General features: G+C 66.0%; 11 protein-coding genes and 4 pseudogenes. 8 read left to right on the top strand and 7 right to left on the bottom strand.

Annotation, left to right across the window (positions count from 1 at the left end; all coding sequences use genetic code 11):
- Positions 1–241: pseudogene (locus ADL25_RS49585) on the bottom strand (alpha/beta hydrolase); the annotation flags it as partial.
- A gap of 670 nt (positions 242–911) precedes the next feature.
- Here ADL25_RS49585 and ADL25_RS47755 point away from each other — a divergent pair.
- Both ADL25_RS47755 and ADL25_RS51765 read left to right on the top strand, forming a co-directional pair.
- A pseudogene (locus tag ADL25_RS47755) lies at positions 912–1,489 on the top strand (ISAzo13 family transposase); the annotation flags it as partial.
- Positions 1,490–2,159: 670 nt separating this feature from the next.
- A complete protein-coding gene (locus ADL25_RS51765) occupies positions 2,160–2,282 on the top strand; it encodes a hypothetical protein (RefSeq protein ID WP_267889310.1) in 123 nt (40 codons plus the stop codon).
- 194 nt (positions 2,283–2,476) lie between these two features.
- Here ADL25_RS51765 and ADL25_RS44990 read toward each other — a convergent pair whose 3' ends face one another.
- Positions 2,477–3,127 carry a nitroreductase family protein gene (locus ADL25_RS44990; RefSeq protein WP_059133778.1) on the bottom strand — a complete coding sequence of 217 codons (651 nt, stop codon included), beginning with the start codon at positions 3,125–3,127 and terminating at the stop codon, positions 2,477–2,479.
- Positions 3,128–3,264: 137 nt separating this feature from the next.
- Entirely contained in the window at positions 3,265–3,792 is a 528-nt protein-coding gene (locus tag ADL25_RS44985; RefSeq protein ID WP_059133777.1) for a carboxymuconolactone decarboxylase family protein, read from the bottom strand.
- A 134-nt stretch (positions 3,793–3,926) separates the two neighbouring features.
- Between ADL25_RS44985 and ADL25_RS50160 the strand changes: the two genes are divergently transcribed.
- From ADL25_RS50160 to ADL25_RS44970, 3 genes are all read left to right on the top strand, one after another.
- Positions 3,927–4,340 carry a TetR/AcrR family transcriptional regulator gene (locus ADL25_RS50160; protein ID WP_199839328.1) on the top strand — a complete coding sequence of 138 codons (414 nt, stop codon included), beginning with the start codon at positions 3,927–3,929 and terminating at the stop codon, positions 4,338–4,340.
- Between the two features lie 1,567 nt (positions 4,341–5,907).
- Positions 5,908–6,684 carry an alpha/beta fold hydrolase gene (locus tag ADL25_RS44975; protein WP_234381324.1) on the top strand — a complete coding sequence of 259 codons (777 nt, stop codon included), beginning with the start codon at positions 5,908–5,910 and terminating at the stop codon, positions 6,682–6,684.
- A 309-nt stretch (positions 6,685–6,993) separates the two neighbouring features.
- Positions 6,994–8,196, top strand: a complete 1,203-nt coding sequence (locus ADL25_RS44970; RefSeq protein WP_059133775.1) for an MFS transporter — start codon at positions 6,994–6,996, stop codon at positions 8,194–8,196.
- Between the two features lie 1,458 nt (positions 8,197–9,654).
- On the opposite strand, the gene ADL25_RS49580 is transcribed toward ADL25_RS44970, so the two are convergent.
- Complete coding sequence (locus ADL25_RS49580) at positions 9,655–9,813, bottom strand: hypothetical protein (protein WP_159045171.1); 159 nt, start codon at positions 9,811–9,813, stop codon at positions 9,655–9,657.
- Between the two features lie 218 nt (positions 9,814–10,031).
- On the opposite strand from ADL25_RS49580, the pseudogene istB reads away from it, so the two are divergent.
- Positions 10,032–10,868, top strand: a pseudogene (gene istB, locus ADL25_RS44960) (IS21-like element helper ATPase IstB); the annotation flags it as partial.
- Positions 10,869–10,999: 131 nt separating this feature from the next.
- Here the strand turns inward: istB and ADL25_RS51470 are convergent.
- From ADL25_RS51470 to ADL25_RS44955, 3 genes and pseudogenes are all read right to left on the bottom strand, one after another.
- Entirely contained in the window at positions 11,000–11,146 is a 147-nt protein-coding gene (locus ADL25_RS51470; protein WP_234381325.1) for a hypothetical protein, read from the bottom strand.
- Positions 11,147–11,698: 552 nt separating this feature from the next.
- Positions 11,699–12,119, bottom strand: a pseudogene (locus ADL25_RS47735) (IS701 family transposase); the annotation flags it as partial.
- Between the two features lie 87 nt (positions 12,120–12,206).
- Positions 12,207–12,941, bottom strand: coding sequence for a TetR/AcrR family transcriptional regulator (locus ADL25_RS44955; protein ID WP_063805876.1), 735 nt, complete (start codon positions 12,939–12,941; stop codon positions 12,207–12,209).
- 209 nt (positions 12,942–13,150) lie between these two features.
- Here ADL25_RS44955 and ADL25_RS44950 point away from each other — a divergent pair, with 209 nt between their 5' ends.
- Together ADL25_RS44950 and ADL25_RS44945 are read left to right on the top strand one after the other, a co-directional pair.
- A complete protein-coding gene (locus tag ADL25_RS44950) occupies positions 13,151–13,528 on the top strand; it encodes a hypothetical protein (protein ID WP_059133773.1) in 378 nt (125 codons plus the stop codon).
- A 432-nt stretch (positions 13,529–13,960) separates the two neighbouring features.
- On the top strand, positions 13,961–14,434 hold the full coding sequence (locus ADL25_RS44945) for a YkgB family protein (RefSeq protein ID WP_059133772.1): 474 nt from the start codon (positions 13,961–13,963) through the stop codon (positions 14,432–14,434).
- The last annotated feature ends 229 nt before the right edge of the window (positions 14,435–14,663 follow it).

Raw genomic sequence — 14,663 nt, 5'->3', positions numbered from 1 at the left:
GTGATCCTTTACCACCGATCACGTAATGCATGCGGAAGCCGTTCACCTCCGCATACTTGGACTGAAAGCCGGCCGGTGGCTTGTCCTGCGGGAACACAGGAGCCGACTTCGAACCCGCTGAGCCATGCTGCCGGCTCGCCCCCCATGCCCCGGAGCTCAGGGTCACCGAGACGGCCACGAGTGCGGCCAGAGCTGCGACGAAGGCGTACAGTTTCTTGGTCTTTCCTATTCTGATGCCCATGATTCTCCTAGGGGCTGAGAGCCGGTATCTTGGTTGCACGTCACGGGAAGCGCCGGTGCGGTGACGTGATCAACTCCTCATTTATGAGGGCGAGAGCCGCCAGCAGCCGGATACCCACTCCACTCGGGCCGAGTCGCTGTGAGACTGTTTGACGATCAGCGTCAGGGTGGCGCGACTTCTTACTCGTCTCTCTCGGACGGGCAACCTGCTTGTCGGTGGAACGACATGAGATCGGCCATTGGTCGACCGGGCGCCGCCTATCGTGGGCTGATCAAAAATAATCCCGGTACCGACTCGTCCTGGTGCCCAAACGTCGACCGTGCGTGACGTTGCTCACGGCCAGGGATGGTCATACCAGGGTTGAGCCCTCATAGGGGAAGGATCAAGACCAACTGCCACCGCTCCACAGCTCTTCCCACCGGCCGGATTTGCGGATACGACCGGTCGTCGGCCAAACAAACGATCCAAGAAAACGGCAGTCGGGCACTGGGTATGTGCCCAACGACTACTGTTCGGGCTCCTGTATGTCCTCGCACGACCACCGTGTCGACGAGCGTCACCGAACCTGTCTCATTCATCTTCAACGGGCATTCAGTGGTGCACGTGGACTCTTTTAGGGCGCGCAGAGAATCAAGGTGTTGCTTCCGTGGATCTGGCTCGTTGACGTGATATGGCCATATCGCAGGAGAGTCGTGAGCAACTCGTCGTGAGATTAGCGGTGTTGGTTCCGCATCTGGGTGAGCGTCAGCGCCGTCTGCTGATGGGAACTGAGGCCCGGATCATGGGGCATGGCGGGATCCGGGCGGTCGCACAGGCGGCCGGGGTCAGCGAGACCACCGTCCGCAAGGGCGTCGACGAGCTGGAGGCGGGCGCGGGGCCTTCGGGGCGGGTCCGCCGCCCCGGCGGCGGGCGCAAGAGGGCGGCCGAGGTGGACGAGGGGTTGCGCCTTGCACTGTTGGCTGGTCGAGCGGGATATGCGTGGGGACCCGATGTCGCCGCTGCGCTGGACGACGAAGTCGACGTGCAAGCTCGCCGGAACTCACCCGGCAGGGCCACCGTATCTCGGCGGACACCGTGGGCGACCTGCTGCGCGAGGAGGGCTTCAGCCTGCAGGCCAACGCCAAGACGATCGAGGGCAGCCAGCACCCCGACCGCGACGCGCAGTTCCGCTACATCAACGAACAGGCCCGCGATCACCGGGACGCCGGCCAGCCGGTGATCAGCGTGGACACGAAGAAGAAGGAGGTGCGACACGATGCTGCACGAGATGAGTGAATGCGCTGGTCAGAGGCCCGACGGCTGACGTCGGCAGCGTAGTTCCTGGCCAGTGCTCAGGGCCAGTCCCCACCCCGACGTGCGGTGCCGGTAACGGCTCGGTGCGGAGCTCGGGGGAAAAGCCCAAGGGTCTGCGTTCCATCCGCAGACCACAGGCAAGGGGAAGACCGGACGGGTGAAGGCGACTGAACCCCTGATGATGCTTCGTGATCTTTGGCTCCGCAGATGGGATGTTCCAGCGGGGTGCAGGACTGGCCGCTGGAAAGCGGTAGGCGCCGGTTGGGGATTCTTTGTCAGCCGGGAGAGCATCGCCGTCCCGGAGTATAGGGGGCACCCACCCCGGTCGTATCTCGCTCGCGTGGAACGTGGCAACCCCGACGGGGTCCGGAGACAGCTTCTCCGGTAAGCCGACCGCAAGGAAGGCCCAACTCCCCAGCGGGCACAGGATGATCCAAAAAGCCAAGGCCGGCAGCCGAAAGGCAGCAGGAAACCGGGACTGATGGCCAGCGCCTTTGCCGGTCGTCCCGCACAACTGGCCGGATACGGGCCCTGCCCGGACCCGAAAGGGTGCTGACGTGGATCAGGTGGGCCTGTGAGGACCCGATGACCATCAACGCTCGAACCGAAGGACAAGTTGGACACCATGGCGACACCGACAGCCACGGCGGACTCCGCCGTGGTTCACCGGGCTGCGGTGAACGGACCGGAGGACGACCTCACCGACTGGCTGTCGATCGACTGGCAGGCGACGGAGGGCTGGCGCTGATCCAGAGGATGCGGCGCCGTTTCGAGGATGAGGGGGTTCTGGGGCTGGTCGACCCGCGGCTGCGGGCTGTCTCGGACGGCACGGGCCGAGCCGACCGGCGACTGCCCGGCGTCCGTCGAGGAGAGGTGCGGGCGCCGGACAGTCGAGTCCCCCAGAACCGAGCAGGCGCGCCGATCGCGCACCCGCTCAGTTCGTCACATGTGGGTGAAGATCTTCTCGGCGTCGAAGCGCGAGACCGGCTGGCGAGAGACGCGCGTCTCGTCCGGGTACCCGAGCGCCATGATCAGCGTTGTGGTGAAGTCGGTGTCGGTGAGGCCGAACGCTTTGTCGATCGCCGCGCGGTCGAACCCTTCAAACGGGGTGGCATCGACTCCGAGAGAAGCGGCGGCCATCATGGTCGCGCCGACCACGAGGTAGGTGTTCTTCTCCAGCCAGTGGAGCACGTCGCCGCCATAGTTCTCCGACTGGATCTCCACGAAGTGGGACGCTCCAGCCTCCCATCCCTTCTGGATCTCCGGGTCCGCGAAGCGACCGTCTGCGCGCTCCTTCGCGAAGATCTCCTGCAAGTGCTCGTCGGGAATCGTTTTGCGGGTCGTGAACACGATCGCGTGCGACGCGTTCCGCACCTTCTCCTGGTTGTCCTCGAAGCGGCCGACGAGAGCGTCCGCAAGCTTGTCCTTGCCGGCCTGCGACTCCAGCACAAAGAAGTGGATCGGCTGGATGTTGATCGTCGTCGGCGAGGTGCGCAGGTAGCGCAGCAGGAGCTGGAAGGTCTCCTCCGGGATCTTCTTGTTTGGGTCGAAGTAGCGGGTGAGGTGCTTGGTGATCAGATTGTTGAGATCCATGATTGGCTTTCGTTTCGTTGTCGCAGAGATCGGGTCAGGAGGCGGTTTCTGGGCGTTGGAGTCACGTCAGTACGTGCTGAACATCGCTTTCATCGGGGCGACCTCCGTGCCAGTCCACGCGGTCGCGACGTCGCTGGTTACGCGCCCGCACCGGGGATGTCGACGACGGTGTCGTTGACGTTGTTGAGGTAGTTCGTGAGCAGCGTGACGACCACGACGGTGACGATCGCCTGGATCTCGGGGTCCGTGTACCCGGCCTCGCGGACCGCGGCGATGTCCTCGTCGCCCACCTGACCGCGGGTCTCGATCACCTGCTGGGAGAAGCGAGCGACGGCGGCACGCTTGGGATCGGTGGAGCCGCCGGTGCGGGCCAGCTCGATCTCCTCGGTGGACATGCCTCCGAGGTTCGCGGAGATGTATCCGTGCAGCGCCGAGCAGTAGTCACAGTTGTTGGAGTGGGACGTGGCCAGCGCGATCGTGTGGCGGGTCTTCGCGTCGAGGAGCTTCGCGATGCTGCCCTGCAGGCCCATCACGATCTCAAGGACGGTCGGGTTGGCGGCGAGCGCTGTGAACATGCCCGGAGCGAAGCCGAACTGCTTGGAGATGGCGTCGAGCGTGCCCTGCGCCTTGGCGTCGGTGAGCTCGGGCGTGCTGAGACGGGACATGGTGGTGGTCCTCCGGACGGTATGGGACTGGGCTATTCAGCCCACTCGCAGTAAACACGACGCGTAGTGGGCTGTCAAGCCCAATCGGTGCCACGTTGGGCCGCCGAGCCCAATCTGCGAGATAGGCTGGTGACATGCAGATGAACGATGGATCGCGTGATCTTCGCGAGCGCACGGACAAGGGCCTGGCGACGCGAGGTCGCATCCTCGAGCACGCCGCCGACCTGATCTACACGCGCGGGGTCCACGCGACGAACAACGAGCTGGTGCGAAGAGCAGCGGGGGTCAGCGGCTCGCAGCTGAGCCACTACTTCGCGAACAAGGAGAGCCTGGTACGCGCCGTCATCGACTGGCAGGCCGAGAGCGTGCTCGGCTTTCACCGAAGCGAACGGTTCGCCGGCTTCGACACGATCGAGGCGTACCAGGAGTGGGCGGCCTTCTTCGTCGTCTCCGGCCGCCCGTTCGAGAACGGCTGCAGCCTCGGATCCCTCGCGAGCGAGATCGTCAAGACCGGTCTGGATGTCCGCGACGACCTAACCCTGACCTAACCCGGGTCTTCGCCGAATGGCGGGACATCTTCCGAGCGGGACTCGAGCGGATGCAATATGACGGATGACTCGACGCGTCGGCGGATCCGGCGCGACTCGCACACATGCTGCTCGCCGCCTACCAGAGAGGCAGCCTGCTCGGCAGATCACCCGCGACCTAGCGCCATTGCGTGACGCGCTGTATGCCGCAGTCGAGCATCTTCGCGCGTACACAACGTCAGACGCCGTCGTGTGAACTGCGCCGCGCCATCGGCTTCCTGGAGCTGTCCGAGGGGCGCCTCGTCGAGGCCGGCGGACGCTCGAGCCGCTCCACGATGACATGTGCGTGGTCTACGGCCCCGACGACGAGGAGACCCGAGCCACGGTCGACGGCATGCATCTGGAGCAGCGCGGGCAAGTGTGAAACACCATGCGTTCGGTCTTGTAGGGGCTGCGGGCGGCCGCGGAGCCGGTGACGAACACCAACCACTTGCAGCAGGTCCGCGTATCGCGGTCGAAGTTGCAGGCCGAATTCGAGACCGAATGGTGGAATGCATGCTGGTCGTTGCCGAACCCCCGTGGAGAAGGCCGCACGTTGAGGTGCCAGCGCTTGGTCGGCGATCCTCCGACCACGGCGCCCATCTCGCTGACAGGCTGGAAGCGCCAGGGGCTGGACCGCTGAGCCCCTTACCTACTCAACCCCCGCCTTCTCCAACTCGACCAGCCTGGCAAGGATGCGCCTAGGGAGTTCCTCAGCCGTCAGCCGGGACGGACTCCAGCGATCTTTCGAGTCGGGCTTCATCGATGCAGAGAAGCGGGAGCATCCCTTGCTGTTGGGCTCGGTCACCATCTCGCCAAACGTGCCGCTCGGTATCAGCCATCTCACGCTGGCGGCCACGGCACGCGAGGAATGCGCGGGTGGCCCGGCAGGCCTGGCCATCAGCCGGTGATGCGGGTCTTCCGGTCAGCCGACGCGCCACGGGTGGACTGCCACCGACACGGGTGACGGTGACGGCGGCGCCCTGGGCCCGTCACGGCACCGGACACACCTACGCCTTCGCTCAGCAGGCCACCTGGATGGCCTCGGAGTGCTCAAGAGCGCCACCGCGCTGAGGCTCCCGAGCTTCTGCGGTGGGTTCATGCTTCGAACGATACCTGGATTGGGCTTGACAGCCCAATCCCTGACAGCGTTAACTCCAGGAGTGGGCCGACAAGCCCAAAGCGACCGTCGGCACCAACCCGTACGGGAGCCCGGGCACCGCGCACACGGCGCCTGCACTGAACCCCGACACACAGAGAGAGCAAGAAGATGAGCGACAGCAAGGTGTCCAGCGAAGATCCACGTACCGGAGCAGGGAAGACCAACAAGCTCATCGCGCTCATCACGGCTATGGTGGCTCTCCTGGTGGGTTCCGTGACTTTGAGCTCCGGAGCATGGGGTGAGAGTCGCGCGCATGACTCCTCGGCACTCCGCCCGACGTCGTCTTACCCGCAGTCTCAGCCACCCGCTGGTTTTCGGTCCAAGTTCGCGGAAGTGAATGGCTTCCGTATGCACTACGTGCGGGGTGGCAAGGGGTCACCTGTGGTGATGATCCACGGGTTCCCCGAGGACTGGTCCGAGTGGCGCAAGGAGATGGTTCCGCTCTCCAAGAACCACACCGTGATCGCCGTCGACCTGCGTGGTGCCGGCCAGTCCCAGGTCACCAAGAGTGGCTACGACGCAGTGCAGTTGTCGAAGGACGTACATCAGCTGCTGACACAGCTGAAGCTCAACAACGGCGTCCAGGTGGTCGCCCACGACATCGGTATGTGGGTCGCCTACGGCTACGCGGCGCAGTACCGCTCGCAGGTGCGGAGCATGGCTGTGATGGAAGCTCCCGTCCCGGACAAGAGCATCTACACCTACGCCGCGCTCAACGCCGACCCGAACAGGCCCTCGCCGTGGCACTTCGGCCTGTTCCAGATGCCTCTCGCTGAAAAGCTCATCGCCGGTCACGAGCGCGTCATCGTCCACGACATGATGCTTGAGTACGTGAACCGCGACAAGTCGCCGTTCACGGCGTCGGACTTCGACTACTACTCCCACTTCCTGAAGGAGCCCGGCCGCGCGACGGCCTGGATGAACGTCTACCGCGGGCTCCGCACGGATGTTCAGCAGAACAAGGAGTTCCTGGCCCAGGGCAAGCTGAAGATGCCCATCCTCGCGATCGGTGGTCAGTATTCCTTCGGTTCCGGAGTCCCCAACCAGTGGCACGAGTACGCCGAGGACGTCCAGGGACGAGTCCTGGCCAAGACCGGCCACTTCGTGAACGAGGAGAGGCCGAAGGAAGTGACCGCCGCACTGCAGTCCTTCCTGCAGAAGTAACTCTCACCATCCAGGGATGAGCAACGGCCATCCCCGCGGACGGCAAGGAACAGCTCCGTAGGCAGGATCGCGCCGGTGGTCACGAGGATCTCCACCGGCGCGATCCCGTGCTGCAACGGTCGAGGGACCGGATGAACAGGACGTGGTTCACCGCCCGGTCAGGCCCGAGGCCGCGGTCGCGGCCGACCGGGCCTGACCGGCTTCAGCTTCCCCTCTACCCCACACAATCTCCAGCGCACTATTGCCCGGCAGTCCGGAAGCGGCCTGGACATCAAGTACTCACTCAAACAACACGGAAGGGTTGAACCCATGCCCCTGGCGCTTCTTGCTCTCGCCATCGGTGCCTTCGGCCTCGGAACCACGGAGTTCATCCCCACGGGATTGCTGCCCCAGATCGCCACCGACTTCCACATCAGCATTCCCACCGCCGGACTGCTGGTCACCGTCTACGCCCTCGGCGTCGTGTTCGGCTCCCCGCTGATGACCGCACTCGGCACGAAGATGTCCCGCAAGCGGATACTGCTGCTGCTGATGGCCCTGTTCGTCCTGGGTAACCTGCTGTCCGCGCTCGCCCCCAACTTCGGGCTGATGCTCGCCGGGCGCGTCGTCACCTCGCTCGCGCACGGCGCGTACTTTGGCATCGGCGTGGTCCTCGCCACCGAACTGGTCGCCCCGGAGAAGAAGGCCAGCGCTATCGCCATCACGCTCACCGGCCTGACCGTCGCCAACGTCGTGGGCGTCCCGCTCGGTACCTACATCGGCCAGGCCGCCGGCTGGCGCGTCACCTTCACCCTTGTCGCCGCCCTCGGCGTGATCGCACTGCTCGCGCTGGCCAAGTTCGTCCCCGCCATGCCCCGCCCCGAAGGCGTCCACCTGCGGCACGAGATCGCCGCCCTGCGCAACCCGCAGGTTCCCCTCGCGATGGCGATAACCGTGCTCGGCTTCGGCGGCGTCTTCGCCGCGATCACGTACATCGCCCCGATGATGACTCAGGTCGCGGGCTTCTCCGAGGGCTCACTGACCTGGCTGCTGATCCTGCTCGGCATCGGCATGGTCATCGGCAACCTCGCCGGCGGCAGACTCGCCGACCGTGCGCTGATGCCGATGCTCTACGTCGCGCTCGGCGGACTGGCCGTGGTGCTGGCCTTGTTCACCTTCACCGCACACAACAAGATCCTCGCGGCGATCACCATCATGCTCGTCGGCGCGTTCGGGTTCGCCACCGTGCCGCCACTGAACAAGCGTGTTCTCGACCAGGCCCACGGTGCCCCGACCCTGGCCTCCGCCCTCAACGTCGGTGCTTTCAACCTCGGCAACGCTCTGTCCGCGTGGCTCGGCGGCCTCGTTATCTCCGCCGGCTTCGGTTACACCGCCCCCAACTGGGTCGGCGCACTCATGGCCGCCGCCGCCCTCGGGCTCGCCTTGTGGTCTACCGCCCTGGAGCGCTGCGGCCGGCGCACCGCCGTGACCGCTGACCCCGGCCCGGCGCCGAGCCAGCTCACCACGCGCTGAGCCGCTGTCGCACACGACGAGCCCTTCGAGGACCGGTCTCAGCGCGCCGGTACCGGTGACACGAACCCGGTCCGGGAAGACGGTCCTGGCAGACAGAACACCGGTGCCCCGCACAAGCGTGACGGCTCGTGCGGGGCACCGGTGACGGGGCGGGAACGTCAGTGCAAGGCCGATGGCCTGGCTGTGGTGCCGGGTGGGCGCCGGGGTCCACGGCTCCGGTCCTGGTGGTGCTGCCGCTGGGACCGGCACCCGCGCCGGGGTGCGCGGACAAGGCTGGTCACATTCTGTCGGGTGGCCGAGCCTCTTCCGCATTCCGTTACCGGATCTCAACGTGCTCTGCGGTGGCCAGGCCCTGGCACGAGGTCCCAGTACTTTCCATGCTCGGGATCGGCCGCCGACCGCATGCCCGCGCGCTGGTGGCGCTGCCTGTCTCCGGGTGGGGCGTCATCAACCGCGACACGGGTTCTCCGACGGCTGGAGACGACCACGTCAGTACAGCGGTGGCCAACGCCCTCGCCCTATCGCTAATACAACTCGGCATCGTAAGGCCGGTGTGTGAGGCGCTTTCACCGCCAGGCGCTGAACTGGGGGCCGCCCGGCTGGGGCGCGGCCAGCCCACTGGCGGGGCCTTCCTGGAGCCAGGATGGGGCCGGAAGGACAGTGAAGCCCCACCACGCTCAGGGCAGGTGCGCGAGCACCCCGTACGGACTGGTCCCGCAGCTGAGCCCGAGCCGCCAGCCTGTGCCCAGCGGCCTGTACAGGCCCGCGTAGACGGCTGAGGGCTCCGACCCCCTGATGGGGGCGGAGCCTTTGTCACCCCCAAGGGGTCTGCGGTGCTCGCCGCTGCGACGGCCGCCACCGACACTCAGCCGACTCCCCACCCTCGTTCCCACCGGCTCGTGAGGGCCCTCATGGGAACGGAAGGCCGTGTAAAGGCGGGGAACGATCAGGCAGAGACGGAAGGCCGAACCTCGCTAACCAGCAGGAACGATGAACCCGAGGGAAGATCATCACAGACAGGGGCGGTCATAGTGCCTCTCCTAAAAACGGGTGTCACAGGTTAGAGTCCTGCCGGCGGTACCAGCGCAGCGGCCCCGGACCGACCATGGTCCGGGGCAAAACGTATTGCCGTCTATGATCCGCAACGGGGCACCGACAGCCCAGGGTCCTGAGGCCACACGTGCGCGCGGCATGTCCGGTCGTGCAGGCACGAGCGTGGAGCACCAGGGAAGTCGAATCGTATCGACGATCAAGTTTTTCTTTCCCAGCTTGGGCGGTTTGAGCGTCATGTAATTTCCCATGCCGAATTCTCGTACTTGGCTATGGGTAGCGCGGAGGTCGGGATCGAGGGGCCTGGTCGTCGCGGAGCTGCTCATGTTCCTCGTTCCGTGGTTCGGATGGCCGATGGGCAGCCCGGATGGCGAGGAGAACGTTCGTCGTGGTCGACATCACCGAGATCTACGTCCACTGGTATGCGGGCCGCTCGAAGAGCGAGTCGGCCGCGTCGCTGGGGGTGGACCGCAAGACGGCCAGGAAGTACCTGGCCCCGGCGGAAGCGGCCGGGATCAGTCCGGGCGGTCCGCCGATGAGCGAGGCCGACTGGTCCAAGCTGATCAAGGAGTGGTCTCCGGGGCTTGTGGACCGGCGACTGAGGCAGGTGACCTGGCCGGACATCGACCAGCACCGCGACTACATCAAGAGCCTGCTCGGGACGCCGAGACACGTCTGGAAGCCGCCTGCGAGGGCCATCGCGGTCGGCGACCCGTCCTACCGCACCATCAAGGGCATCCTCATCGCCGGCACCGAGACCGATCCCGAGCCCAAGACCAGCGGCGATGCTGGGCCGCGGCCTTTCTCCACGGCCCCGCACGGCTCTTCGCCACCGTCGCGATCCCCGACGCGACGGACGACGACCACGACGACCAGGTCCACGACGAAGCCGAGGTGGAAGCACGATGACCGTGATGGACGCCGCCCTGCGGGAGTCGCTCAAGGCCCTGCGACTGTCGGGCATGCTGGAAACCCTCGACGCCCGCCTCGCCCAGGCCCACGGCGGCGAGCTCGGCCACCTCGACTTCCTCCAGGTCCTCTGCCAGGACGAGATCACTCGCCGCGAGACCGTCGCATTCCAACGCCGCCTGCAACGGGCGAAGTTCGAGCAGCAGGTCACCCTGGAGGAGTTCGACTTCACCGCCTCCTCGAAACTGCCCGCCACCCAGATCCGCGACCTCGGCGCCCTGCGCTGGCTCCATGCTGGCGAGTCGGTCATCCTCTTCGGCCCGGTCGGCGTCGGCAAGACCCACATCGCCCAAGCCCTCGGCCACCTGGCCGTCCGCCAGGGCGCCCACGTCCGCTTCGCCAAGACCAGCCGCATCCTCGCCGACCTGGCAGGCGGCCACGCGGACCGCACCTGGGAGAAACGGATCTGCGAACTCGTCCGCCCCGACGTCCTCATCCTCGACGACTTCGCTATGCGTTAACTGTCTGCGGCCCAGGCCGACGACCTCTACGAACTCGTCTCCGAGAGGCAGGGACGCTCGCTGATCATCACCAGCAACCGGGCGCCCAGCGACTGGTATCCCCTCTTCCCCAACCCCGTCGTCGCCGAGTCCCTCCTGGACAAGCTCATCAACACCAGCCACCGGGTGATCATGAACGGGCCCAGCTACCGCCCGAACAAGCGGCCCCGGAACCCCACCGACAAGACCAAGTGGGGAAAACCGGTGGACGTCGTCGCAATGCTCGCCATCCGCAGTGCGTCGGCGGGGATGTCGGGGCCGGTGTCGGACACACGGAGCACGGCTCAGCCCTTGTCCTGGCGCAGGGTGAGGGTGCCCGTACCGCCCGTCAGTACGAACTTCAGGGCGTTGACGAACTGGCTGGTGACGATCTGCCGTAGTCGTACCGGATCGCCGTCGACGCGCGCCATTAGGAAGAGCCCGCGTCTCACGTCATCGTCGCGTCACGCGCATCGCGTGTCGCCGTGCCACGCCGATGTTGTGCAGGGCGGCTGCTCCTGCGCCGTCACAGCCGCCCTGCCACCCGATGTACCTGCGCGCCGATTCACAGGGACATTTGGATAGCGTCGGTCGGTTGGAGCGTCTTACGTGGAAGCGAAGGTCTTTGATGGCCCGGCATCAGTGTGCGCAGATCTTCATCGCCGGGCTTCTTTCATCAGGCAGCGCAGCACCACGCCGATAGCGCGGCCGGACGAGTGATGGTCGGGTCAGACGGGCGGCTGCAAAGCCTCGTAGTGGTCGCACAGGGCGTTCAGGGCACGGGCCAGACGGCGCGCGTACGCCACGTCCCCGCCCGGCGCAGGGTTCCGCTGCTCCCTAATACTGCAACGGTCTTTGTGGTGACGGGTGGGCAGTTTCGGGCGGTGTGTGGCCGCGTCGTTTGTAGTGACTGGTGCGGGCTTGGTGTTGTCGTCGGCGTCGCCAGTGTGACCAGTGCAGGACGTGATCGATGGGGGCCGGACGGCGGTGGGTGAGGCGGGCGATCAGGTATCTGAGCTCGGGGAGGCTGAGCGGGACGAGGCTGGAGGATCCGTTTCTGCTTTCCCGGCATCCAATTCTCGGGCCCGCAGCACCGTCAGGCAGGCGTGGGCAGCCATGGCCAAGGTCATGTGCCGGTGCCACCCGTCGTAGCGGCGGACTTGATAGTCGTCCAGGCCGCACTCGCCCTTCGCAGTCTGGAAGCACTCCTCAACGGCCTAGCGCGCCCCGGTGACGCGGGTCAAGTCATCCAGCATCGTGCCGGCCGGGGCAGTAGGCGGTGTAGTAGGAGATCTCCTGCGGCCGGCTCACGCTGCGTCGGGCGATGACCCAGTGTCGGCGATCCTCCCGGTGCCAGGGACAAACCTCAACGCGGGCCCAATCGAAAACGCGCGGGCCGTGGGAGCCGTCGCCGCCCGAGCAGCGGCAGGAGTGACCGCGCAACGCCATCCGCCCCACCGGGGCAGGCCCAGTTCTGGCTGGCACCGCGCCCTCGCGCCACTGCCGTCTGTCCTACCGTGCGAGGAGCCGTCCATGCTCACCGTTGGCGTCCTCACGGTCGAGACGGTCTCCGGCCTTGCGCATGACGCTGCTGGCCTGCGGTGCCATGACGTCGGCGTCGGGGGACGTTGCGAAGGTCTGCAGGTAGTCGATGGCGGTCTGCAGCGCGTCTTTCAGTGGAGCGATGTTCCGTGCGACCTGGGCGAGGAGTGTGCCGCCCTGGAAGGCGGCAAGGAGCAGAGTGGCCAGCCGTGCGGGATCTGCCTCGGCGCTGATGCGGCCGTGTTGCTGCATGCGCTCGATTCCCTCGCGGAAGATGTCCCTCCACTGGTCGAACGCATTTGCGAGCTCGTCGTGGACGTCGAGGTCCGTCTTGACGATCTCGCTCGCCAGGGAGCCGAGGCTGCAGCCTTCCTGGTAGACGTGCTCGTAGCCGATGTAGAAGTCCGCCCACGCCCGAAACGCGTCGAGGCTGTCGAAGCAGGCGAATTGCTCGCTGCGGTGGAACGTGAGGACGCTCTCGGCCTGCCAGGCGATCACGGCCAGGACGAGGCTCTCCTTGGTCGGGAAGTAGTGGTTGAGCTGGGATCCGCTGACGCCGGCGGCACGGCGCAGCTGCTCGTTGTTCGTGCCGTGGACGCCTTTGGCGTAGATGAGCTCGGCGGCGTGCTCCAGGATGCGGGCCCGCGTCGCCTGCCCCTTGCCGGTGAGCTTGTGGGGGTCCCGGACCCCTGTGGTGGGTTTCATGCTTCCGAGAATACCGCGATTGGGCTTGACAGCCCAATCACGAACCGTGTTCACTCAGGACTGGGCCAACAAGCCCAAAAAACTCCCAGCACAGAAAACCCGGGCTGACGACGCCCCTCAAACAGGAACCCGACTGGTCCGGGAACCCCGGATCACGGCACCACGGCGGTCACCCGGCCGCCGGACGTTCGCAAAGACAAGGAAAGACCATGAACAAGATGATCAGGCGCGCATCGATCGCCCTCGCTTCCACCACGATGGTCGCCGGAGCCGCCCTCGGCGCCGGCAGCGCAGCCTCGGCGGCGACTGCCGCACCCGTCGAGCAGGCCCAGTCCCCGGTCACCGCAGTCGACGCCGGTCACGCACGTGACGGCTACCACACGGAGCGCCACGAGGGCCGGAACCGCAGCGGGTACACGGACGACCACAAGGACCTCCGTCACAGCCACCACTCCGTGCGGCACGGACGCGGAAACGTCCACCACGCCCATGGCGGCGACGACCACCGGTGGGTCGCGGTGTCCTCGTCGCACGGTGTCACCGCCGAACGCTGGCACCAGGACCAGCTGGACCTCTTCAACCTCTGACGCGACCCCAGGCCGACGCGGTTTCGCCGCATCCCAAGGACGTGACCCGAAGGCGCACCCCCTGCCCCGGCGGCAGATCGCCCGCCGAACCTGAGTCGGCCCGGGACCGATGAGATCACTTCCGGCCGAACGAGGTGCACGCAGAAACCGTGCCCGCGCAGGCGCCCGATCGCAGGGCTCACACACTCATGGTGCAGCTGCAGTGAGCTGTCCGTAACGATGAGCTGAGCGTGGACTGCTTTCCCGGCCAGTAGGAATCCACTTGATGCCAGGTGGACAAGTCGTTGACAAAATAGAGGACGCAGGACGTGTTGTGCGCGCGGGCTCCCCTTCATGGACCGCCCTGGGCCAGTACAGCACTGGAACGAGTGAAGTGCGTTGGCACCTGGTGCCGGATTTACGGGGCACTTTGAGAAACGAGAGGAGAATCCTATGGCCAGGCTCCTCACGGTCGGCCGACTGCACTCCGGAGGGATCCTCGCGACCCGATACGGACTCGCGCTCAACCTCCTCAGCATCGGACGGCTGAAATTCGAGTCGTACGAGGTCGAAAACATCCGTCCCTTGGTTGTCTCAAGTCCGCTGATGAGGGAACCGCTGAAAAGGCTTGGCGAGAAGAAGCTCGCCAGGGCCATAGGGCTTACCGAGATCGCAATCGGAGGGATGGTGTCGGCCGGGCGATGGGCGCCAAGGGTGTCGGCAACTGGTAGTCTGCTCGCCGCTGGCGTGTTCGCCGTCACACTCAGTTTCCTAGTCACTACCCCAGAAGCGTGGCAGGTGCGAGAGCGGGGCCGAGAGCCCAAGCTGTCACTCGCGGGGCAATTCCTCATCAAGGACGTAGTGCTACTGGGAGCGTCCTTGGTCACCGCTGCAGAATCGCTTAACAGCATCCGACAGTCACGCTAGCGGCGTGATCTGACGGTGCGATCGCGCTGCGAGACGTGGTCACTGCCGTGTGCCTGGGCACCCCTGACGCCCGCACTAGCACGAGCGGGGCAGGTTCAGGCCTGGCACCTCCGAGCGGATTCTGGCGAGTGTTTCCGGTTCTTCCGGCGCGGGTATCCGCTGGCGGGTGTGAGGGTTCGCCGCGCGGCCGTACGCGGGGTCTTCGAAATTCTTGACGGCCGGCAGGCAG

The sequence above is a fragment of the Streptomyces sp. NRRL F-5122 genome, from assembly GCF_001507435.1.
Classification (GTDB): domain Bacteria; phylum Actinomycetota; class Actinomycetes; order Streptomycetales; family Streptomycetaceae; genus Streptomyces; species Streptomyces lannensis.
This window is presented reverse-complemented; position numbering and strand designations above follow the sequence as displayed.